Origin of the sequence: Mycobacterium ulcerans subsp. shinshuense (genome assembly GCF_002355775.1) — a bacterium.
Lineage (GTDB): Bacteria > Actinomycetota > Actinomycetes > Mycobacteriales > Mycobacteriaceae > Mycobacterium > Mycobacterium marinum.
The window spans coordinates 5,832,278-5,853,660 of record NZ_AP017624.1 but is presented as its reverse complement, the minus strand read 5'-3'; the positions used below and the strand labels follow the sequence as shown (position 1 = coordinate 5,853,660).

At 64.3% G+C, this 21,383-nt stretch carries 18 protein-coding genes and 1 pseudogene; 6 read left to right on the top strand and 13 right to left on the bottom strand.

Annotated elements, in window-relative coordinates; genetic code table 11:
• Positions 1–1,169: 1,169 nt before the first annotated feature.
• Together gltB and SHTP_RS25980 are read left to right on the top strand one after the other, a co-directional pair.
• On the top strand, positions 1,170–5,753 hold the full coding sequence (gene gltB / locus SHTP_RS25985) for a glutamate synthase large subunit (RefSeq protein WP_096372212.1): 4,584 nt from the start codon (positions 1,170–1,172) through the stop codon (positions 5,751–5,753).
• Positions 5,746–7,212 (top strand): glutamate synthase subunit beta, encoded by a 1,467-nt coding sequence (locus SHTP_RS25980; protein WP_096372211.1) that lies wholly within the window; start codon positions 5,746–5,748, stop codon positions 7,210–7,212. The genes gltB and SHTP_RS25980 overlap by 8 nt, the downstream gene beginning before the upstream one ends.
• A gap of 367 nt (positions 7,213–7,579) precedes the next feature.
• Here SHTP_RS25980 and SHTP_RS25975 read toward each other — a convergent pair whose 3' ends face one another.
• Positions 7,580–8,431, bottom strand: coding sequence for an LLM class F420-dependent oxidoreductase (locus SHTP_RS25975; protein ID WP_096372210.1), 852 nt, complete (start codon positions 8,429–8,431; stop codon positions 7,580–7,582).
• Positions 8,432–8,694: 263 nt separating this feature from the next.
• Between SHTP_RS25975 and SHTP_RS25970 the strand changes: the two genes are divergently transcribed.
• The gene (locus SHTP_RS25970; protein ID WP_096372209.1) at positions 8,695–9,615 is read left to right on the top strand and encodes a universal stress protein; all 921 of its coding nucleotides are present in this window, start codon (positions 8,695–8,697) and stop codon (positions 9,613–9,615) included.
• 13 nt (positions 9,616–9,628) lie between these two features.
• On the opposite strand, the gene SHTP_RS25965 is transcribed toward SHTP_RS25970, so the two are convergent.
• Together SHTP_RS25965 and SHTP_RS25960 are read right to left on the bottom strand one after the other, a co-directional pair.
• Complete coding sequence (locus tag SHTP_RS25965) at positions 9,629–10,321, bottom strand: esterase (RefSeq protein ID WP_096372208.1); 693 nt, start codon at positions 10,319–10,321, stop codon at positions 9,629–9,631.
• A gap of 203 nt (positions 10,322–10,524) precedes the next feature.
• Positions 10,525–10,776 (bottom strand): hypothetical protein, encoded by a 252-nt coding sequence (locus SHTP_RS25960; protein WP_036426103.1) that lies wholly within the window; start codon positions 10,774–10,776, stop codon positions 10,525–10,527.
• A 200-nt stretch (positions 10,777–10,976) separates the two neighbouring features.
• On the opposite strand from SHTP_RS25960, the gene SHTP_RS25955 reads away from it, so the two are divergent.
• Positions 10,977–11,408 (top strand): hypothetical protein, encoded by a 432-nt coding sequence (locus SHTP_RS25955; protein ID WP_096372207.1) that lies wholly within the window; start codon positions 10,977–10,979, stop codon positions 11,406–11,408.
• Between the two features lie 10 nt (positions 11,409–11,418).
• Positions 11,419–12,426, top strand: a complete 1,008-nt coding sequence (locus tag SHTP_RS25950) for a PHP domain-containing protein (protein WP_096372206.1) — start codon at positions 11,419–11,421, stop codon at positions 12,424–12,426.
• Here the strand turns inward: SHTP_RS25950 and dinB are convergent.
• Both dinB and SHTP_RS25940 read right to left on the bottom strand, forming a co-directional pair.
• Complete coding sequence (gene dinB, locus SHTP_RS25945) at positions 12,415–13,614, bottom strand: DNA polymerase IV (protein ID WP_096372205.1); 1,200 nt, start codon at positions 13,612–13,614, stop codon at positions 12,415–12,417. The genes SHTP_RS25950 and dinB overlap by 12 nt on opposite strands.
• 31 nt (positions 13,615–13,645) lie before the next feature.
• On the bottom strand, positions 13,646–14,293 hold the full coding sequence (locus SHTP_RS25940; RefSeq protein ID WP_011742493.1) for a TetR/AcrR family transcriptional regulator: 648 nt from the start codon (positions 14,291–14,293) through the stop codon (positions 13,646–13,648).
• Positions 14,294–14,368: 75 nt separating this feature from the next.
• Here SHTP_RS25940 and SHTP_RS25935 point away from each other — a divergent pair, with 75 nt between their 5' ends.
• A complete protein-coding gene (locus SHTP_RS25935; protein WP_096372204.1) occupies positions 14,369–15,838 on the top strand; it encodes a flavin-containing monooxygenase in 1,470 nt (489 codons plus the stop codon).
• A gap of 19 nt (positions 15,839–15,857) precedes the next feature.
• Here SHTP_RS25935 and rraA read toward each other — a convergent pair whose 3' ends face one another.
• From rraA to SHTP_RS25895, 8 genes and pseudogenes are all read right to left on the bottom strand, one after another.
• A complete protein-coding gene (gene rraA / locus SHTP_RS25930; RefSeq protein WP_036456791.1) occupies positions 15,858–16,355 on the bottom strand; it encodes a ribonuclease E activity regulator RraA in 498 nt (165 codons plus the stop codon).
• Positions 16,356–16,358: 3 nt separating this feature from the next.
• On the bottom strand, positions 16,359–16,829 hold the full coding sequence (locus SHTP_RS25925; protein WP_096372677.1) for an Rv3852 family protein: 471 nt from the start codon (positions 16,827–16,829) through the stop codon (positions 16,359–16,361).
• A gap of 115 nt (positions 16,830–16,944) precedes the next feature.
• Positions 16,945–17,262 carry a hypothetical protein gene (locus tag SHTP_RS25920; RefSeq protein WP_231991680.1) on the bottom strand — a complete coding sequence of 106 codons (318 nt, stop codon included), beginning with the start codon at positions 17,260–17,262 and terminating at the stop codon, positions 16,945–16,947.
• A 6-nt stretch (positions 17,263–17,268) separates the two neighbouring features.
• On the bottom strand, positions 17,269–17,925 hold the full coding sequence (locus tag SHTP_RS25915) for a DUF6474 family protein (RefSeq protein WP_096372202.1): 657 nt from the start codon (positions 17,923–17,925) through the stop codon (positions 17,269–17,271).
• Between the two features lie 124 nt (positions 17,926–18,049).
• The gene (locus tag SHTP_RS25910; protein WP_096372676.1) at positions 18,050–18,448 is read right to left on the bottom strand and encodes a transcriptional regulator; all 399 of its coding nucleotides are present in this window, start codon (positions 18,446–18,448) and stop codon (positions 18,050–18,052) included.
• 500 nt (positions 18,449–18,948) lie between these two features.
• Positions 18,949–19,615, bottom strand: a pseudogene (locus SHTP_RS25905) (TMEM165/GDT1 family protein); the annotation flags it as partial.
• A gap of 253 nt (positions 19,616–19,868) precedes the next feature.
• The gene (locus tag SHTP_RS25900; RefSeq protein ID WP_096372675.1) at positions 19,869–20,402 is read right to left on the bottom strand and encodes a peptidase; all 534 of its coding nucleotides are present in this window, start codon (positions 20,400–20,402) and stop codon (positions 19,869–19,871) included.
• A gap of 216 nt (positions 20,403–20,618) precedes the next feature.
• The gene (locus tag SHTP_RS25895) at positions 20,619–21,242 is read right to left on the bottom strand and encodes a superoxide dismutase (RefSeq protein WP_011742484.1); all 624 of its coding nucleotides are present in this window, start codon (positions 21,240–21,242) and stop codon (positions 20,619–20,621) included.
• Between the last annotated feature and the right edge of the window lie 141 nt (positions 21,243–21,383).

The window sequence follows — 21,383 nt, the reverse complement described above, 5'->3', positions numbered from 1 at the left end:
CTGCGGTTCAGGCTGCGCCGGCTCGGCTCGATGGGCTTACCGGAGGTGCGCTCGAATGGATTCTCGTTTGGCGTGCCCGAATTTCTATCCGCCGTGCACATCTATTATGGGAGACGAAATGCGGTGATCCCCACGCCAAATTTCATCCAAGAAAGCAGAACGGCCTTCCAGGATAAATCAGAATTACCTTCTGAAATAAAACGATATGCACGGCTTCTGATACATTGCGTCAAGGCGACCTGGCGGGGGCAAGTGTTAAATAGTCAATGCAGTTGTCGTCACAGCGGAGGGTGTGCCCACTCGTTGGATCCCGCGATTCGTATGGCGATCACGGCGACGCGGGGGTGTGGGTGTGTCGGCGCGATCAACAGGCATTGGACCGCGCGCTAGAGGCGGTGATCTAGGCACACCCAACGGGCCGGAGTCGGCGGTGTGGTTGTCGTGGTTGTCGTTGTCGGGCTCACCGGCCACGGCCAGGTGTGTCCGATCACACTCTCGCGGACTGTCGATGGACGCTGAACTGGGGTCGGTCCAGAATTGGCCGCTAGCTATTGGGCGAGGCGGGGCGAATCGCCGACTCGGACCGCTGGTCTTAGCGGTTTCTTAATATTGCGCAAACATGACCGGCGGCAACCGGGGATGTCGTGGCGTCGTGGCCATGGCGCGTGCACGGTGATCCCAAAATTCCTGCACGATAACTGCCAAGCCTTATCGTGGAACGTGTTGCCGAAGTGACTGTTGTGTGACGCGGTCTCCGCTGTGGCCGAGTGCGCTTCGGCGCCGGTCCAGCAAATTAGTCTAAGCAGTTACTGTGGCTCGTCGCGGGGTTGGGGGCGGCGGTTGGCACGCCGATAATTCACCGGAAAACGGCACGTGAGCGCGGCCTTCGATCATTGGCTGCACTGACCGTACGGCATCACCACTGGGCGGGTTACCATTGGTAAGTTGGCATGTCAGGCGGGCTTTGTCATATCGTTTTACGACTTGTCGTGATCGGTTACAGGGGCACCGTTCAGCGCTGCACGGACGAATCCCTGACTGGGTCATCCCGCACGAGGGCAAGCCTATCGACAAGACCGAAGGGGCCAACGCGGGCAACGTCGGGGCGAGGTGGCCTACGGGCTGCTGGTGAGTCCGCGCAGTTAAGTCTGCTGAAGGGTTAGGTGGGTATGACGCCCAAGCGCGTCGGGCTATACAACCCCGCATTCGAACACGATTCGTGTGGGGTAGCCATGGTGGTCGACATGCATGGCCGGCGGAGCCGCGACATTGTGGACAAGGCGATTACTGCGCTGCTCAACCTGGAACACCGGGGCGCTGCTGGTGCCGAGCCGCGCAGCGGTGACGGTGCCGGCATCTTGATTCAGGTCCCGGATGCATTCCTCCGGGAGGTCGTCGACTTCGAGCTACCGGCCCCGGGCAGCTACGCCACCGGCATCGCCTTCCTGCCGCAGTCGTCCAAAGACGCGGCCGCGGCCTGCGCGGCCGTCGAGAAGATCGCCGAAGCCGAAGGCCTGCAGGTGCTGGGCTGGCGCAACGTGCCCACCGACGACTCGTCACTGGGCGCACTTTCACGCGACGCAATGCCGACATTCCGCCAGGTTTTCCTGGCCGGAGCCTCTGACATGGCCCTGGAACGGCGCTGCTACGTCATCCGCAAACGGGCTGAGCACGAGTTGGGGACCAAGGGCCCCGGCCAAGACGGCCCGGGCCGGGAGACCGTGTACTTCCCCAGCCTGTCCGGCCGGACGTTCGTCTACAAGGGCATGTTGACCACCCCACAGCTCAAGGCGTTCTACCTGGATCTGCAGGACGATCGGCTGACCAGTGCCCTGGGGATCGTGCACTCGCGGTTCTCGACCAACACGTTCCCGTCCTGGCCGTTGGCGCATCCCTTCCGGCGCATCGCCCACAACGGGGAGATCAACACCGTCACCGGCAATGAGAACTGGATGCGGGCCCGCGAGGCGTTGATCAAGACGGATGTCTTCGGCACCGAAGCAAACGTGGAGAAGCTGTTCCCCATCTGCACCCCGGGCGCGTCTGACACCGCGCGTTTCGACGAGGTGCTCGAACTGCTACACCTGGGCGGGCGCAGCCTGGCCCATGCCGTGTTGATGATGATCCCGGAAGCCTGGGAACGCCACGCGAGCATGGACCCGAGCAGGCGGGCGTTCTACCAGTACCACTCCTCGTTGATGGAGCCGTGGGACGGCCCGGCGTCGATGACATTCACCGACGGCACCATGGTCGGCGCGGTGCTGGACCGCAACGGCTTGCGCCCGTCTCGGATCTGGGTCACCGAGGACGGCTTGGTGGTGATGGCCTCCGAGGCTGGTGTGCTGGACCTGGACCCGTCGACGGTGGTGCAGCGGATGCGGTTGCAGCCGGGCCGGATGTTCTTGGTCGACACCGCGCAAGGCCGCATCGTCTCCGACGAGGAGATCAAGGCGGAGCTGGCTGCCGAGCATCCCTATCAGGAATGGCTCGACAACAACCTCGTGCCGCTGGAGAAGTTGCCGTCGGGCGAATACGCCCGGATGGCCCATGAACGGGTGGTCCTGCGGCAGCTGGTTTTCGGATACACCTACGAGGAACTCAACCTGCTGGTGGCGCCGATGGTCCGCACCGGTGCCGAACCGATCGGGTCGATGGGCACCGACACCCCGATCGCGGTGCTGTCGCGGCGTCCCAGGATGCTCTACGACTACTTCCAGCAGCTGTTCGCGCAGGTGACCAACCCGCCGCTGGACGCGATCCGCGAAGAGGTGGTGACCAGCCTGCAGGGCACCACCGGTGGCGAGCGAGACCTGCTCAACCCCGACGAGAACTCCTGCCACCAAATCCAGCTGCCCCAGCCGATTCTGCGGAACCACGAGCTGGCCAAGCTGATCAACCTCGACCCCGAGACCGTGATCAACGGACGGCCACACGGGCTCAAATCCAAGGTGGTTCGTTGCTTGTACCCGGTCGCCGAAGGTGGTGCCGGGCTGGCTGCCGCGTTGAATGAGGTACGTGCTCAGGCGTCGGCGGCGATCGCCGATGGCGCCCGGATCATCGTGTTGTCGGACCGCGAGTCCGATGAGCGGATGGCACCGATACCGGCCCTGCTTGCCGTTGCCGGGGTGCATCACCACCTGGTACGCGAGCGAAGTCGCACCAAGGTGGGGCTGGTGGTCGAATCCGGCGATGCCCGCGAGGTTCATCACATGGCGATGCTGCTGGGCTGCGGCGCGGCGGCGGTGAACCCCTATCTGGCCTTCGAGTCGATCGAGGACATGCTCGACCGGGGGGTCATCGACGGCATCGACCGCAACACCGCGTTGAGCAACTACGTCAAGGCTGCCGGCAAAGGCGTGTTGAAAGTGATGTCCAAGATGGGCATTTCAACGCTGGCTTCCTACACCGGGGCCCAGCTGTTCCAGGCGGTCGGGGTGTCCGAAGAAGTCCTCAACGAGTACTTCAGCGGACTGACCTGCGCCACCGGCGGGATTACCCTCGATGACATCACCGCCGATGTCGCCAGCCGCCACACGCTGGCCTATCTGGACCGGCCCGACGAACGCGCACATCGAGAGCTTGAAGTGGGCGGGGAGTACCAGTGGCGTCGCGAAGGCGAGTACCACCTGTTCAACCCCGAGACCGTTTTCAAGCTTCAGCACTCCACCCGCACCGGCCAATACAAGATTTTCAAGGAGTACACCCGCCTGGTCGATGACCAGAGCGAACGGATGGCCTCGCTGCGCGGACTGCTCAAGTTCCGGGCCGGCGTACGGCCCCCGATACCGCTGGACGAGGTCGAGCCCGCTAGTGCAATCGTGAAGCGCTTCTCGACCGGAGCGATGAGCTTCGGGTCCATTTCGGCCGAGGCACACGAGACGCTGGCGATTGCCATGAACCGGCTCGGCGGCCGGTCAAACAGTGGCGAAGGCGGCGAGGACGTCGGGCGATTCGAGCAGGACCCCAATGGGGACTGGCGTCGCAGCGCCATCAAGCAGGTCGCCTCGGCGCGTTTCGGCGTCACCTCGCATTACCTGACCAACTGCACCGATATCCAGATCAAGATGGCGCAGGGTGCCAAGCCCGGTGAGGGAGGCCAACTTCCGGGGCACAAGGTCTATCCCTGGGTGGCGAAGGTGCGCCACTCCACCCCGGGTGTCGGCCTGATCTCGCCGCCACCGCACCACGACATTTACTCCATCGAGGATCTGGCGCAGCTGATCCACGACCTGAAGAACGCCAACCCGTCGGCACGGGTGCACGTCAAGCTGGTCTCCGAGAACGGGGTGGGGACTGTCGCCGCCGGCGTCTCGAAGGCCCACGCCGATGTGGTGCTGATCTCCGGGCACGACGGTGGTACGGGTGCGACGCCACTGACGTCCCTGAAGCACGCCGGTGCGCCCTGGGAGCTGGGCCTGGCCGAGACGCAGCAGACGTTGCTGCTCAACGGATTACGTGACCGGATCGTGGTTCAGGTGGACGGTCAGCTCAAGACTGGGCGCGACGTGATGATCGCGACGCTGCTCGGTGGCGAGGAGTTCGGTTTTGCGACCGCGCCGCTGGTGGTGGCCGGATGCATCATGATGCGGGTGTGTCACCTCGACACCTGTCCCGTCGGCGTGGCCACCCAGAATCCGTTGCTGCGGGAGCGGTTCAACGGAAAGCCCGAATTCGTGGAGAACTTCTTCATGTTCATCGCCGAAGAAGTGCGCGAATACATGGCGCAGTTGGGCTTCCGCACCATCAACGAGGCTGTCGGCCAAGCGGGGGCACTGGACACGACGCTGGCGCGGGCGCACTGGAAGGCGCACCGGCTGGATCTGACGCCCGTGCTGCATGAGCCTGAGTCGGCGTTCATGAACCAGGACCTGTACTGCAGTTCCAGCCAGGATCACGGGCTGGACAAGGCGCTCGACCAGCAGCTGATCGTGATGAGCAGGGAGGCCCTGGATTCCGGCAAACCGGTCCGGTTTGCCACCACCATCAGCAACGTCAACCGCACGGTGGGCACCATGCTTGGTCACGAGGTGACCAGAGCCTATGGCGGCCAAGGCTTGCCGGACGGAAGCATCGACATCACATTCGAGGGATCTGCTGGCAACAGCTTCGGTGCGTTTGTGCCGAAGGGGATTACCTTGCGCATCTACGGCGACGCCAACGACTACGTCGGCAAAGGCCTCTCGGGTGGCCGGATCGTGGTGCGGCCATCGGATAATGCGCCACCGGGTTATGTCGCCGAAGACAACATCATCGGGGGAAATGTGATCCTTTTTGGTGCCACCAGCGGAGAGGTATTCCTGCGCGGCGTGGTGGGTGAGCGCTTTGCGGTTCGCAACTCCGGGGCTCATGTCGTGGTTGAGGGCGTCGGCGATCACGGTTGTGAATACATGACCGGCGGCCGGGTCGTCATCCTTGGCCAGACCGGCCGCAACTTCGCCGCCGGAATGTCGGGCGGTATCGCCTACGTCTACGACCCCGACGGCGAACTGCCGGACAACCTGAACACCGAGATGGTCGATGTCGAGACGCTCGATGACGATGATTCCGAGTTCGTGCACGGCATCGTCCAGGCTCACGTCGATGCCACCGATTCCGCTGTCGGCCAGCGCGTCCTGGCCGACTGGCCGCAGCAGCAACGGCATTTCGTCAAGGTGATGCCGCGCGACTACAAACGGGTGCTGCAGGCGATTGCCGAGGCCGAACGCGACGGTGTGGATATCGACAAAGCGATCATGGCGGCTTCGCATGGCTGACCCGACCGGCTTCCTGAAATACACGCATCGCGAACTGCCGACCCGTCGGCCCGTCCCGTTGCGGCTACGTGACTGGAACGAGGTCTACGAGGACTTCGACAACGAGACGCTGCGTGAGCAGGCGACACGCTGCATGGACTGCGGTATTCCGTTCTGCCACAACGGATGTCCGTTGGGCAATCTGATACCGGAATGGAACGACCTGGTGCGCCAGGGGCGTTGGCGCGATGCAATCGAACGGCTGCATGCCACCAACAACTTTCCGGACTTCACGGGGCGGCTATGTCCGGCGCCGTGCGAGCCGGCGTGCGTGCTCGGGATCAACCAGGATCCGGTGACGATCAAGCAGATCGAGCTCGAAATCATCGACAACGCCTTCGATGAAGGCTGGGTGAAGCCACTGCCGCCGCAGACGCTGACCGGTAAGACGGTTGCCGTTGTGGGCTCCGGTCCGGCCGGTCTGGCGGCCGCGCAGCAGCTCACCCGGGCCGGGCACAAAGTCACCGTCTTCGAGCGTGAGGACCGCATCGGTGGTCTGCTTCGCTACGGCATCCCCGAGTTCAAGATGGAAAAGCGTGTTCTGAATCGGCGGCTCGAGCAGATGCAGGCCGAGGGCACCGAGTTCCGGGCCGGCGTCAACGTCGGGGTTGATATCACGGCCGAGCAGCTGCGCGCCGATTTTGATGCGGTCGTGCTGGCCGGTGGTGCCACCGCGTGGCGGGATCTGCCCATCCCCGGCCGGGAGCTGGATGGCGTCCATCAGGCGATGGAATATTTGCCGTGGGCCAACCGGCTGCAGGAGGGCGACGACGTGCTGGGGCCCGACGGGCAACCACCGATTACCGCCCAAGGCAAGAAGGTCGTCATCATCGGCGGCGGCGACACCGGCGCGGACTGCCTGGGCACCGCGCATCGCCAAGGTGCGGCCAACATCCACCAGTTCGAGATCATGCCGCGTCCGCCGGAAGCCCGCGCTGCGTCGACCCCGTGGCCGACCTACCCGCTGATGTATCGGGTGTCCGCGGCACACGAAGAGGGCGGCGAGCGGGTGTTCTCGGTCAACACCGAGAAGTTCATCGGTGACGATGGGCGCGTGCGTGCGCTCAAGGCGCACGAAGTCGCGATGCAAGACGGCAAGTTCGTCAAGGTCGAAGGGTCAGACTTCGAATTGGAGGCCGACCTGGTTTTGCTGGCGATGGGCTTCGTCGGTCCGGAGAAGCCCGGTCTGCTCACTGACCTCGGGGTCAAGCTCACCGACCGCGGAAACGTGGCCCGCGGCGACGACTTCGAGACCTCAGCACCGGCCGTCTTTGTTGCCGGAGACATGGGTCGTGGCCAGTCATTGATCGTCTGGGCGATTGCCGAAGGCAGGGCGGCGGCGGCCGGAGTGGACCGCTATTTGATGGGTTCCACGGCGCTGCCAGCCCCAATCAAACCGACCGCTGCATCGCTTCAATAATCACAACAGCCACATTAGAAACATTTGATAATTGCTCGGCGCGTCGTTTTCGGTTTGCCAGAGCCGGGGTGTCTAATTGGCCGATGTGGGCTCCGTCACATAGACGTCGCACATGGGGTCCAAGTAGTTTGTCCGATCACAGGGAGTGTCACTGTGCGTAGTAACCCGTTACCCCGGTCAAGGATGGGGCGAATCGCCTGGTCATGGTTTCGCCACCCCGTCAAAAGCCACGAGTTTCCTGCCAAACACGAGCGCCTGGCAACGGCCGAAGAGCTGCTGCGGTTCGCGGTCTAGCGCCTGGCCCGGCGCACTTGCCGGCGCCAAACGGGTTTGCTCGACTTCATCGAGTTGTTATTAGAAGCATCGTTTATCCGTCAATTAATCCCGACTCGCGGATCGCCTCGGCCATCGGCTCCAGCACGGCCGGGTCATGCGGTGGCGCGATATAGACGATTCCCAGATCCAATCCCTCGGCCGCCAGCGCGGCGGCGTTCTTGATCACCTGCCCGAAATCGCGCTCCGGCGCCAAACCCAGGTGGGCTGAAAGCGTGATCTCTTTCGGATCGCGCCCGATATCGGCGCAATGGGCCGCCAATACGTCGCGCTTGCGGGCAAATTCCTCCGGAGTTCCGCCCGCAAAATTCCAGTGTTGGGCATAGCGGGCGGTGATCCGCAGCGTACGTTTCTCCCCGCTACCACCGATACAAATCGGCGAGTGCGGACGCTGCGGGCCCTTGGGCTCGTTGCGCGCGTCCTCGAGCTGGTAGTACTTCCCGTCGAAGGTGGTGCTCGGTTGGCTCAGCAGCCCGGTCAGTACCGCGCAGGCTTCCTCGAATCGGTCGAAGCGCTCCTTGACGCTGCCCAGCTCGATTCCGTAGGCACCGGACTCCTCCTCGTTCCAGCCGGCGCCAATCCCCAGCTCGAGTCGCCCATGGGAAATGATGTCGAGTGCGGCGGCCAGGTTGGCCAACACCGCGGGATGGCGATAGTGAATGCCGGTCACCAGGGTGCCTAGCCGCAGCCGCGTGGTGGCCTGAGCCAGCGCGGTCAGCGTTGTCCACCCTTCCAGGCAGGGGCCGGTGGGGTCGCTGAAGATCGGATAGAAGTGGTCGAAGGTCCAACCGGATTCGTAGACGTCGATGCCGTCGGCGGTCTGCCAGACCGCCAGCATCTGCTCCCAGGTGGTGTTCTGCGGTGAGGTCTTGAAAGCGAAACGCATGCCTTCGACGGTAGTCGCGGTGCAACTGCCGCAAACGCCCGCGCAGGTCCACGGTCGCCGCGCGTATGACTTGCCCTGTGCGCCAGCGGTTTTAGACCTACCGAACACGAAACCTCGCACACTTGCCTGCGAGCAATAGTGCCCACGGAGAAGGGGCCAACGCCTCCTGCCACCCGCGCGCGGATTAACTAACGTCGGTGTTAGCCGGCAAAGCTTGAACGTCCACCACATGCGGTAGCGATGCCCGAACAGGGAGGTTGTCTATGTCGACCGAGTCCACGAGCCCGGCAATTGTGGTCGGCGTCGACGGCTCGCCGGCCTCCACGTTGGCGGTGGAGTGGGCCGCGCGGGACGCTGAGATGCGTAATGTGCCGCTGAAGGTGGTGCACGTCTTCGCGCCCATGGTGGCTCCCGCTAACGGATGGGCAGACGTTGCGATGCCCGCCGACTATGCGCGCTGGCGAGAAGACCAGACGCACCAGATTGTGCAGCAGGCCCACGCGGTGGCGGTCGACGCGGCCGCGCCGGGTCGGGCAGCGCACGTCACGAGCGAGGTGCGCTATGCCGCGGTCGTGCCCGCCATGGTGGAGCTGTCCCAGCAGGCCGAGATGGTCGTGGTGGGTTGCCGCGGCCAGGGCGGGGTGGCTAGTGCCCTTCTGGGGTCGGTCAGTTCCGGGCTGGCCCACCACGCACATTGCCCCGTCGCGATCATCCATGACGATGAACCGCTGCCGCCGCGGTCCGCACAGGCGCCGGTGCTGGTGGGCGTCGATGGCTCGCCCACCTCGGAGTTGGCCACCGAGATCGCTTTCGACGAGGCATCTCGGCGCGGCGCGGAATTGGTGGCATTGCACGCTTGGACCGACATGGGTCCCCTCGACTTCCCGAGCATCAATTGGGCGCCGATCGAGTGGAGCAACATCAAGGACCAGGAGGAAGAAGTCCTAGCGGAACGCCTTTGCGGATGGCAGGAACGCTATCCCGATGTGGTTACGCACAAGGTTGTGGTGAGCGACCGACCAGCACCTCGGCTGCTCGAACACGCCCACGACGCTCAGCTTGTGGTTGTGGGCAGCCACGGTCGCGGTGGGTTCCCCGGCATGCTGCTCGGCTCGGTCAGCCGAGCGGTCGTCAACTCGGCACGGATTCCGGTCATCATCGCCCGCACGCCCCCAAACTCCTGAGGCCAAGCCGCGGCTAGGCCAGCATCGGGTCCACCGCAGCGCGGGGGACCAGCACCTGGCGAGCGCCGGCGGCTTCGGGCAGCAGTTCCCCCGGGCTGAAGAAGAACGTGATCCCGTCATTGGAGATGGCGAAATTCTGGTAGTTCTTCGGGTCCAGACCGGCGCTGGATGCGATCACCACCTGCTCCTCGGACTGCTTTGACAATTCGCTTTCCACGATTGGGAAAACGACCTTCAGCGGATCGGTTTCAGGCTGCCACAACTTCTCCCAAGTGATCGGCTTGCGATAGGCCTGGTCCCAATTGAACGCCTTGTATGTGGTTTGGGGGCGCGGGCCACCGCCGTTTTGATAAATCTTGAGCACCACGCTCTGCGTTCCCCGCGGAGGAATCGCCGACTCGTAATTGGTCGAGGTGATGTCGAGCTCGTAGGGTGCGTCGCGCGCAGTGGAGGATTTCGCCTTGTCGAGGAAATGCTCGCCCGTCTCGCGGACGAAGCTCTCGAGCGACTTCCCGTCGGGGTAGTTGCTTGGCAGGCTGATATCGACGGTGTAGCCGGGTTCGGTCATCTGAGTCTTGCACACCTCGCCGGTGGTGGCCCCTTTGAGTTCGTCGCAGTAGCTCTTGGGCGGCGCGGCCGCGGCGAGGCCGGTAGAGCCGAAGAGCGTGGCAAACGTGACCAGCACGAACATCATGATGGGACGCATGTCGAAATTCCTCCGGGAGCACATCGCGGCGCGACGGCATAGACACAAGGGATTGGCTTGCCGCGAGATTTGCATCGACGACAAGGCGGGGCCAGCTGGTGCGGACCCCGGTGACCGACGTGACCCAAGCTAGCAGATCATCTGGATTTGGCCGCTAACGCGCAGCAGACGACCGGCGCGCAGGCCGTGCGGCTCCCGGCGGTTTAGGTGAGGCCTGCCCTTAGCCCGCGGGTTATCTCCTCGGGCATGATCGGGCTCTCGGCCGGCCCACAATTGCAGCTGAAGCCGCCGAAGGGGTTGGGCTCTTCGATGACTTCACCGGGACTGGCGCCGGCCGGTGTCGCCCCAACCAGGCAGCCGATAATGACGGCAGCGCCAACCAACACCATTCTCATCGCGGGGCGCTTCAGAATGGGGAATCCCACGTTTGGCCGTTCGTGCTTCGCGATCGACATGACGGCCTCTCCTTCAGAATTGTCGGTATCTCACGGACGACTAACTCGTCACGCAGCTGTATTCGACGGTATTTGCCGGGTGATCGACGGTTCAAGCAAATGGGTGACACACATGTAGAATCCATAACCACCGCGGTGCCCGATGGCGTGACGTCGGAGAACGCCATGAAGCCCGGGGCGCAACTAGACTCCGTACAACGATGAGCCACATCCTCGGGGTCGACACCGCCATCACGCTGGTGGCGGCGGGAGCCATGTTTCTGCTGGCCCTGGCGCTCGGAGTGTGGAAGTACCGGCAGGTCATGGTCAGCGATGGGCACCGGGCCCACGTTTACGTCGATATCGCGCATCGGGCCGCGCTGCTCTACGCGTTCGCAACGCTGCTGGTTGCCGTCTTCGTCGAGCTGAGCGTCTGGCCAGCGTGGCTCAATCTCACGGCGGCGATGGTCATGGTGTTCTTTTTCGTCGCTGCGATCGCGACATACATCTTCCACGGCGCGCGTCGTGACACCGAGAATCAGTTCGATCCTGCTGTGCCGGGGACCGGCGTGTTCATGGTCTCGCTAATGCTGGGGGAGATTGGGGGCTTCACGGTGGTCTTCGTGGGGTTCATCGTCGGTCAGCTGAGGTGAGCGACAAGGCATGGATCCGGTAGCCGCACTTCGGCAGATCGCCTACTACAAGGACCGAAGCCGTCAGGACCCCAGACGGGTCATGGCCTATCGCAACGCCGCCGACATCATCGAAAGACTGGACGAGGATGCGCGCCAGCGGCATGGTCGGGCCAACAGCTGGCAATCGCTGCCGGGTATCGGTCCCAAGACCGCAAAGGTCATCAGCCAAGCGTGGTCCGGTCAGGAGCCCGATCTGCTGGTCGAACTGCCGTCTGCGGCGCAAGATCTGGGCGGCGGTGAGATTCGCGGCGCGCTGCGTGGGGATCTGCACCTGCACTCGGAGTGGTCGGACGGCTCGGCGCCGATCGAGGAGATGATGGACACCGCGGCGGCGTTGGGGCATGAGTATTGCGCGCTAACCGACCACTCGCCGCGGCTGACGATCGCCAACGGGCTGTCGGCAGAGCGATTGCGCAGGCAGCTCGATGTCATTGACGAACTGCGCGAGAGGTTCGCCCCGATGCGCATCCTCACCGGAATCGAGGTCGACATTCTCGAGGATGGCAGCCTCGACCAGGAACCGGAGCTGCTCGACCGTCTCGACATCGTGGTGGCCAGCGTGCACTCGAAGCTCTCGATGGAGTCGGCGGCGATGACTCGGCGGATGGTGCGGGCCGTTTCCAACGGCCATGCCGATGTGCTCGGCCACTGCACGGGCCGGTTGGTGACGGGCAACCGTGGCATCCGGCCCGAATCCAAATTCGACGCCGAAGCGGTGTTCACCGCCTGCCGTGACCACGGCACCGCGGTGGAGATCAACTCGCGTCCGGAGCGGCGCGATCCGCCGACCCGGCTACTGAACCTGGCCCGCGACATCGGCTGTGTCTTCAGCATCGACACCGACGCACACGCACCCGGCCAGCTGGACTTCCTCGGCTACGGCGCTCAGCGCGCGCTCGACGCGGGAGTTGCGGCCGATCGCATCATCAATACCTGGCCGGTCGACAGACTCCTCGACTGGGCTTTAGTCCGGTAGACGGGGCACCTCCTGGTCCGGGGCCCGGCCCACCAGCACCGTGCGGGTGAGCGCGGAGTTGCCGTATCGACGCCGAATCCGGTCCACCGCCGCGTCAATGGCCTCGGGTTCGCCGCCGAACGGCAGCATCAGTTGCTGGGCACCGCCGGGGTCGATGCTGGACACGGCGAAGCCGACCAGCGTCAATCCCCGCTGCGCGATAGCCGGCGCGGCCGAGCGCACCAGTTGGCGCGCCGCGGCGAGGATCGGCTGGGTAGACGACGTTGCCCACGGCAACGTGTGGGACCGGGTCGCCCGGCTGAAATCGTCGAATCGTAGTCGCAGCACCACGGTTCGGCCGGTGCGGCCGGCCGCTCTCATCCGGCCCGTGATTCTGTCGATCAACGTGACCACCACCGCGTCCAACTCCGCCGGCGACAGGGCGTTGCCCGCTCGCCCCAGTGCGCGCTGGGCGCCCACCGAACGCCGTCGCACACCGGTGCTCACCCGGCGCCGATCGATGTTGCGGGACAGGGCATACAGCTGGCGCCCCATCGCCGCACCCAGCATCGAGCTCAGTGCCGATTCGCTGAGCTCGGCGACGTCGGCGACGGTGCACAGGCCGTGCGACTGCAGTTTCGCGGCAGTCTTGGCGCCCACTCCCCAGAGCCGGCGCACCGGCAGGGGATGCAGGAATGCCAGCTCATCTTCCGGCGGCACCAGCAGCAAGCCGTCCGGCTTGGCCTCTTGGCTGGCGACTTTGGCCAGAAACTTCGTCCGCGCCACGCCGACGGTGATGGGCAGCCCGACCCGCCCGCGTACGTCTTCCCGCAGCCGCGCCGCGATCTGCACCGGTGTGCCCGAGACCCGGCGCAAGCCGGCCACATCGAGAAACGCCTCATCCACCGAAAGCGGCTCCACCAGTGGAGTGCAGTCGCGGAACACCTCGAACACGGCATCACTGGCCCGCATGTAGGCGCGCATACGCGGCGGCACCACCACGGCCTGCGGGCACAGCCGCCGCGACTGAGCTCCGCCCATCGCGGTGCGGACCCCGTATGCCTTGGCCTCATAGCTCGCCGCCAGCACGACACCGCCGCCGACGATCACCGGCCGACCCCGCAACGAGGGGTCGTCACGCTGCTCGACGGACGCGTAGAACGAATCCAGGTCCGCGTGCAGGATGGAGGCATCGCCGTGCGCGAACATATGTTCGCACCGCGGACCGACAAGTTCCTGGTTAGCGAGCCGCGCCGTAGATGCTGCTGACCCAGACGTGCACCAGGGTGTCGACCACATGTGTCTCCGGCACGGACGGCTCCTCAGCCAGGAACGACGCCGACAAAGTCCGCTCGTTCATCAGGTTGAGTGCGGTGGCCAGTTCCAGGGCGGGCAGCGTCACCGGCGCGGCGCCCCGTTCGCGCTCGGCTTCGATGATCTTGGCGGTATAGGCGATCCACTTCTGCATGAATGTCGACCAAAGCTCCCGGACTTCGGTGCTGATACTTCGGACGCCCTGACCGCCCTGCACGACCGCCCGGTGCGATCCGAAGGTCTCGAAGAACACGTTGATTCCGTTGCGCCACATCGTCACGTGGTCGACGTCGGGTGCCTGGGCGAGGTTGTCCAGCGCCGCGTCGGCCTCATTGACCACCCGGTCCAGCAAGGTCAGCAACACTGCTTCCTTGGACGGGAAATAGAAGTAGAAGGTGGGGCGGGAGATGCCGGCTCCCTTGGCCAGGTCGTCGACCGAGATGTCGACCATCGGACGGTCCTCGAGCAGCTTCTCGGCCGTGTTGAGGATCGCCAGCTCCCGCTCATCACCGGATGGTCGCGCGCTACGGCGGCCCCGGCTCAGCGATGCCTGACTGGCAGTGGAAGTAGACACCACGGCAGCTTACCGCGCGTCGAGAGTTTCGACACCCCGTTGACGGACTCAACACAGCGTTGATAGCGTGGCGCCATGACTGAGCATCTTGACGTCGTGATCGTGGGGGCGGGTATCTCCGGCGTGAGTGCAGCCTGGCATCTTCAAGACCGCTGTCCGACCAAGTCCTACGCGATCCTGGAGAAGCGCGCCGCCATGGGTGGCACCTGGGATCTGTTCCGCTACCCCGGCATCCGATCCGACTCCGATATGCACACGCTGGGCTTCCGCTTTCGTCCGTGGACCGAGCGCCAGGCCATCGCCGACGGCAAGCCGATCCTCGAATACGTCAAAGGCACGGCGGCCATGTACGGCATCGACAAGCACATCCGGCTCAACCAGAAAGTCATCAGCGTGGACTGGTCGAACGCGCAGAACCGCTGGACGCTGCAGATCGAGAGCAACGGTGCCATGAGCGCCGTCACCTGTTCGTTCCTGTTTCTCTGCAGCGGCTACTACAACTACGACCAGGGCTACACCCCGAACTTCGCCGGCGCGCAGGACTTCGCCGGCTCGATCATCCATCCGCAGCACTGGCCCGAAGACCTCGACTATGACGGCAAGAACGTCGTCGTGATCGGCAGCGGTGCCTCCGCGGTCACTCTGGTCCCGGCGCTGGCGAACTCGGGGGCAAAGCACGTCACGATGCTGCAGCGCTCGCCGACCTACATAGTCTCCCAGCCAGAACGGGACAGCATCGCTGAGCGCCTCAACCGCTGGCTTCCCGAGAACATGGCCTACGCCATGGTGCGGTGGAAGAACGTGCTGCGCCAGGCCGCCGTATACGGAGCCTGCCGCAAGTGGCCGCGGCGAATGCGGAAGAACTTCATGGGACTGGCCCAGCGTCAGTTGCCCGAAGGCTATGACGTGCGAAAGCATTTCGGCCCGCACTACAACCCATGGGATCAGCGGCTATGCCTGGTGCCCAACGGCGACTTGTTCCGGGCCATTCGCCACGGACAGGTCGATGTGGTCACCGACACGATCGACCGGTTCACGCCGACCGGCATCCGGCTCAACTCGGGCCAGCAGCTGCCGGCCGACATCATCGTCACCGCAACGGGTTTGAACCTGCAGCTCTTCGGCGGGGCGGCGGTCACCGTGGACGGAGAGTCGGTGGATCTCACCAAGGCGATGGCCTACAAGGGCATGATGCTTTCCGGCCTGCCCAACATGGCCTACACCGTTGGCTACACCAACGCGTCGTGGACACTGAAGGCGGATCTGGTGTCGGAGTTCGTTTGCCGTCTGCTCAACTACATGGACGCCAATGACTATGAGTCCGTCGTCGTCGAGCGCCCGGGTTCGGATGTGCAGGAATGTCCATTCATGGAGTTCACTCCGGGCTATGTGCTGCGCGTGATCGACGAACTTCCCAAGCAGGGTTCACGCAAGCCGTGGCGACTCAACCAGAACTATCTGCGCGATATTCATCTGATTCGCCGCGGCAAGATCGACGACGAGGGTTTGCGATTCGCCAAAAAGCCGGTCGCAGTGCCGGTTTAGTCGCCGGCTTAGCCGCGATTCAGGATTCGGTTGCGACGGCGGCGACCACCACGATGCCGTCGTCGTCGCTGTAGGCGATCTCGCCCGGCACGAACGTGACACCGCCCAGCGTGATTTCGGCGTCGCGTTCACCCGACCCGGTCTTGGTGCTCTTGCGCGGATTGGTGCCCAGTGCCTTGATGCCAATGTCAATGCCACGCAGTGCGGCCGAATCGCGGACCGCGCCGTGCACCACCAGCCCCGCCCAGCCGTTGGAGCGCGCCAGTTCGGCGATGACATCACCGACCAGGGCGGTATGCAGGGAACCGGCACCGTCGATCACCAGCACCCCGCCCTCACCCGGCTGCGAGAGCACCGATTTCAGCAGCGCGTTGTCCTGAAAACACCGCACGGTGCTGATCGGTCCGGCGAACTCGGCGCGGCCACCGAACTGGCGGAATTGAAGATCACAGCTGCGCACATCGGGCCCGATGTCGTCAACGAGATCGGCCGTTGGCCGAAACGCCACGTTTCCCATCGATCAGCGCCGGCGCAGCTGGCGGATCAGCAGCATCGCCAACAGGCTCAATGCGATTGCGACGACCAGCGGAACGGTGGAGTGGCCTGGCTGCTCATCGGCGACCCGGGGAAGTGGGTTGTTGGCGCGGTCTACCGTCGACTTAGCTTGTGCGGCCGCATCTTTAGCGGCTTCGGCGAGTTGGCCGTTGGCGCTCGGTTGTTGCTGTGAAACGTTGGCCAGCGCGGTCGGTTGCGGGGCCGGTTCGGGGCTTTGTGCGGGCGGCTTGGTCGCCGGAGCCTTTTTGGCCGGTGCCTTTTTGGCGGGGGCCTTCTTGGCTGGCGCCTTCTGCGCCGGGGCCTTCTTGGCCGGCGTCTTCTTCGCAGGTGTCTTCTTGGCCGGTGTCTTCGCAGCCTTGTCGGCGGGCGGCTTCTTGGCCGGCTGTCCCGGTGTCGCGTCGGGTTCGCCGTCGGGTCGATCCTGCGGGTCTGCCATGCGGCCGCTCCTTTGCAGCTTCCTCATTGCTCACTAGATCGCGAAACACTCGGGTCCATCATGCCAGGACACGGTTCGTCGTCTGCCTCGCCTACCAGGTCGCCGGCCCAAGCCGCTACGGCCGGCGCCGCGTAGCCCACAGCGCTGCCGCGCCTACCGCAGCGACCACTCCCACCGCGAACGGCCAGGCGGGCAGGTCCTCGCCCGAATCGCCACCGCCATCACCACTGGCGCCGACGGTCACCGATTCGTGCGCCGCCATGCCTCCAGCCTGCGCGGATGCCGCCGGAACCGGCAGCGCGACGACAATCGTGATGGCGACGAATAACGGCGCGAACCGCAACTTCCCGAGCACCTGCGCAACCACACCACGCGAATATCTGGCTCGTGACTGAACACGGCTGCTCGAAACCCAACTGCGCAGGACCGGCATGCTGACTCAGGCTAGCCCTAGACGCGCCATCAGGTCCGCCTTGATGCCGTCGAGTTGCGAGGAGATCGCGGAATGCGCGGCTCGACGCCGCTGGGCCGGCATGTTCTCGGCTGCTGTGATAGCGGCCGAGAGTTCGCAGAGCCGCTCGCTGATGGCCGAGACGAACTGCTTGGTCTCCGCGTCCTTCGGCTTCTTTTCCTGCACAATCCGCAGCGACCGCTCACAACCGGACACCCGGGCGGACAGCTGTGCGCCGTGGCCCGAGAGCTGTCCGATCTGAGCCAGCGGCACCCCGAGCTGGTCTGCCCGCCGTTGATCCAGCAGTCCGCGGGCCGCGATGGCCGCGCGATACATCACCGGCGCAAGGATCGGGGCGAGTAATCGAGACACCGTCAGTGTCCGGCGGATTCGAGCGGGCGAGAGGAACTTGCCCTCGCGGGCCGCCTTGAGTTGAGTCTCGGCGACCTTCAATGCCGCCCGGTCGCTGTCGCGCTGCGCCTTGAGCTGCGCCTTGAGCGCCTTGTCGGTCGCCTTCTGCGCGGACTTGATGCGGCGCGCCTCATTCTTGGCAGACAGTTTGGCTTCCAGCTTGGCGCGGGCCTTGATCGCGCGGGCTTCGGCGCGACGCGTCGCGCGGCTCTTTCGCTTGCGGAACAGGCCCATTCCCGGCCGCCTCCCGGTATCTCGTGGACTATCGCGGTGCGTGCGCGCTCGCTGGGCCCAACCCTAATTCGGGAGGGGCGTCGGCAATCCCTCAGGTCGGGGGACCGGCCCTGCGGTAATCGCGTTAAGCGTCGAGGCGTTCCGTCCGGCGGAGTTCTTCGATTCGCTCCACGATCTCCTGCTGCGCTTGGGTGGACAACCCTTGGGAACGAACGGCGATGCGGCGCACGCCGTCGTCACGCATCGTGGCCAGCCACTGCAGTTCCTGATCGAGGTTTTCGTAGTACTCGTTATCGGTGAAATAGGCCGCCTTGATGCGAAAGAAGTTGGCGAGGGCGGCCATGGTCGCGGTGGAAGGGTTTGTGCGGTTGCCGGAGCGTAGCTGCGATAGATAAGGAGCCGACATCGTGATGCCCTCCGCCTTGAGCGCCGCAATCACCTCGGCGGAGGTATGCGGCCCCCGTCCGGGCGGGTACACCGTGTCAAACAGACGGTTCAGGCGGGCAGCGAACGTCGTGCTCATCGATATGACCTCCACCGGGCTGCAAAATTGAACGCTTATCTATATATATTTGCTGATCATGGTAGCGACAGTTATGTCAACAACCAAGTGCAAACCTGAGGCGATTGGGTGCCGGTGCGTCGGACAGGTGCCCAAGCCGCCTCCGACGAGCATCCAACCGATTCGGTGGGGTGTCCATAAGATGAACGAATTTCACAGGTTATCCGCAGAATACGGCCTTCGGATGGCATCGAAAGCCCACGAGCACCGGCGCTGGCAAGGAACAAAGGTGCTGCCCGTCGGCGGAACGCGCTCGATTCTGGGCAACCAGACGCCAACGGCGGACGTCGGATTGGGCGCTTTGCTGTCTATGAAGCCTCGGCGGGTGGCAGCGCGAAACCGGGGCGGGCGGGGGACCGGTGCGACGATGTCGGGGGCGGTGGTCGAGATGGTCGGAGCCCGGCCGATGCCGGTTGGTGCCGGCTACCGGCCCGAGGGTGAATTCGTGCCTAGTGCGGAAACGCTGCGACGCCGCCGGAGAGTTTGCGCCGTGGCTCCGGCAGCGGCGGCCAGCGCCACCGCCGCGGTCACACCGATGGCGACCGAGCGCCATCCCAGCGCCCCCTCGAACAGCATCCACAAGCCGAAAAGCAGGAACAGCAGGCTGGCCAGCAGATGCAGCAGCTGTTCGGGCAGCCGGTGATGCAGCAGTAGTCCGACACCTATTGCCAGGCCGTCGGCCACGATCATGCCCAAGGTGGTGCCGATCCATACGCCGGCCCAGTTGTGATCGCTGGCCAAGGTGACCGTGGCCAGGGTTGTCTTGTCGCCGAGCTCGGCCAGGACAAACGACGACACCGCGGTGAGCAGCGCGAATCGGGGGTTGGGCAGATGCGCGACCTCGTCGGCGCCGGCCGGGTCTTCGCGGCCTTCGCGCCAGGCCCAGCCGGCGAATATCAGGAAGGCGATCGCTCCCACAAACGCCATCGGCCGGGCCGGCACCGTGGTGCCCAGGAAGTGGCCGACCGCCACCGAGACACCATGCACGGTGATGGATGCGATCGCTACCCCGGTCAGCACCACCCACCAGCGGTACCGCAACGCGTAGGTCATCGTGATCAGCTGCGATCTGTCGCCCAGCTCGGCGAGGAAAACCACTCCGAGACTCAGCATTGTGGCGGAAAGCATGCGGGCGACCTCTCGACACGTGCCGATGACCGTCCGGTCATCGAACATCGGTCGAAGGTCTCGCCCACCGTCCGGTGTGACGGTTCGCGGGCCGGGCTGTGCGCCAGTATGTCGACCCAACGATTCGGGGCTACTCCCCTTCGCTAACAGTTTCCCAGGCTAGCGGCCGGATTCGATGCGCGCCACCGTGGCGATGAAGTTCGGGCGGCCGTATCCGTCGATTCGGCGCGCGAACTTATTGGTTCGAATCTCCTTATGCGGCAAGCGGCATCGCCAGAATTGCGGTGTCGGGATGACTGATGGGGTCAACGCCGACGCGGCTGACCATCGAGGTGATGGTTCCGTCGGCTTCGGCCTCCACCCACGCCGCCCGATGTTCCAATCCCAGATACGGCAACCCCGGTAGCAGCACACAGCCCGAGGCGGCGCCGGTGCACTCCGGCAGCGACGGCGTCGTTTCCGATGGCGGATGCAACATGGGCAATGCAGGGGGTTGATGATCGGCGAAGTATCCCGGCTGGATCGCGGATTCGCCGAACACCGTGCCCTCGGCCAGCACCAGTCCGACGGTGCCGGGCTCGGGCTCATCGGGCAATTCCTCGCGCGCCCCGAATACCGTGGTGGTCGAAAGCAACCCGGGCAAAGATGCGACGCGCACGGCGACCATCAACAGTTGAGCCCATTGTTTCGTTGAATCAGGCCAACGCCCGGAGATGACAAACCCTTTCAGCGAACCACGAGAATGAAAGGGTGCAACACCGATAGGCCCATCTGACCCAGCATCCATCTCGCCCTCCGTTGACGCCTCCATCCGAAATAACCACGCTGGTAGCTCGAATAAATGGTAGCTCGAATGATCAAGCATGCGCGGGGTTTTGGCGCCGTGCAACTCGACACGGCGGGTGTCCGGCGGTGTTCGTAAGCGCGAAATATTAAGGCCCGGTTAAAACGCAAGGGCGCCGCGCAATGGTGTGCGCGGCGCCCAAGCCTTCGGGTATTCGAGTCAGCCGAAGATTAATCCTTGAGTTTTCGAGGTGGCGGCGTCGTAGCGCGACTGTACGTCGGCCCAGTTGACGACATTCCAGAATGCCTTGGCGAAGTCGACCTTCACATTCTTGTACTGCAGGTAGAACGCGTGCTCCCACATGTCGAGCAGCAGCAGCGGGACAATGCCCAGCGGGAAGTTGGTCTGGTGGTCGTAGACCTGGAAGATCAGCAGCTTGTTGCCGAGGGTGTCCCAGCCCAGCGCTGCCCAACCCGACCCCTGCACGGTGGTCGCGGCGGCGTGGAACTGGGCCCGAAACTTGTCGAACGACCCGAACGCCTCATCGATGGCCGCGGCGAGTTCACCGGTGGGCTTGTCGCCACCGTTGGGGGAGAGGTTCTTCCACCAGATGGTGTGGTTGACGTGGCCGGCGAGGTTGAAAGCGAGGTTCTTCTCGTTCAGCAGGATCGTCGAGTGGTCTTCCTTAGCGCGCGCTTCCTCGAGTTTGGTGACGGCGTCATTGGCACCCTTGACGTAGGTGGCGTGGTGCTTACTGTGGTGAAGCTCGTTGATCTGACCTGAGATGTGGGGTTCCAGGGCTCCGTAGTCCCAGTCCAAATCGGGCAAGGTGTATTCAGCCACGGCATTCCTTCCTTCGATCGTCCGATAAGTCATTCGCGTGGGGACCGCCACGCAGCGGGCTGCAGTAGTTAACCTTGCTTCATGAGCGCTCGCGCCGCAAGGACGCCCCACCGGGCTGATACTGCCGGGTACCCGGTTGGT

Excerpts from the sequence above, each read along its gene's own strand:
- SHTP_RS25935 (WP_096372204.1), top strand. The coding sequence starts at position 14,369 with ATGACTGAGCATCTTGACGTCGTGATCGTGGGGGCGGGTATCTCCGGC.
- SHTP_RS25920 (WP_231991680.1), bottom strand. The coding sequence starts at position 17,262 with ATGCCGGTCCTGCGCAGTTGGGTTTCGAGCAGCCGTGTTCAGTCACGA.
- dinB (WP_096372205.1), bottom strand. The coding sequence starts at position 13,614 with ATGTTCGCGCACGGCGATGCCTCCATCCTGCACGCGGACCTGGATTCG.
- rraA (WP_036456791.1), bottom strand. The coding sequence starts at position 16,355 with ATGGGAAACGTGGCGTTTCGGCCAACGGCCGATCTCGTTGACGACATC.
- SHTP_RS25910 (WP_096372676.1), bottom strand. The coding sequence starts at position 18,448 with ATGAGCACGACGTTCGCTGCCCGCCTGAACCGTCTGTTTGACACGGTG.
- SHTP_RS25970 (WP_096372209.1), top strand. The coding sequence starts at position 8,695 with ATGTCGACCGAGTCCACGAGCCCGGCAATTGTGGTCGGCGTCGACGGC.
- SHTP_RS25915 (WP_096372202.1), bottom strand. The coding sequence starts at position 17,925 with ATGGGCCTGTTCCGCAAGCGAAAGAGCCGCGCGACGCGTCGCGCCGAA.
- SHTP_RS25900 (WP_096372675.1), bottom strand. The coding sequence starts at position 20,402 with ATGGATGCTGGGTCAGATGGGCCTATCGGTGTTGCACCCTTTCATTCT.
- SHTP_RS25965 (WP_096372208.1), bottom strand. The coding sequence starts at position 10,321 with ATGCGTCCCATCATGATGTTCGTGCTGGTCACGTTTGCCACGCTCTTC.
- SHTP_RS25975 (WP_096372210.1), bottom strand. The coding sequence starts at position 8,431 with ATGCGTTTCGCTTTCAAGACCTCACCGCAGAACACCACCTGGGAGCAG.
- SHTP_RS25980 (WP_096372211.1), top strand. The coding sequence starts at position 5,746 with ATGGCTGACCCGACCGGCTTCCTGAAATACACGCATCGCGAACTGCCG.
- SHTP_RS25950 (WP_096372206.1), top strand. The coding sequence starts at position 11,419 with ATGGATCCGGTAGCCGCACTTCGGCAGATCGCCTACTACAAGGACCGA.
- SHTP_RS25955 (WP_096372207.1), top strand. The coding sequence starts at position 10,977 with ATGAGCCACATCCTCGGGGTCGACACCGCCATCACGCTGGTGGCGGCG.
- gltB (WP_096372212.1), top strand. The coding sequence starts at position 1,170 with ATGACGCCCAAGCGCGTCGGGCTATACAACCCCGCATTCGAACACGAT.
- SHTP_RS25925 (WP_096372677.1), bottom strand. The coding sequence starts at position 16,829 with ATGGCAGACCCGCAGGATCGACCCGACGGCGAACCCGACGCGACACCG.
- SHTP_RS25960 (WP_036426103.1), bottom strand. The coding sequence starts at position 10,776 with ATGTCGATCGCGAAGCACGAACGGCCAAACGTGGGATTCCCCATTCTG.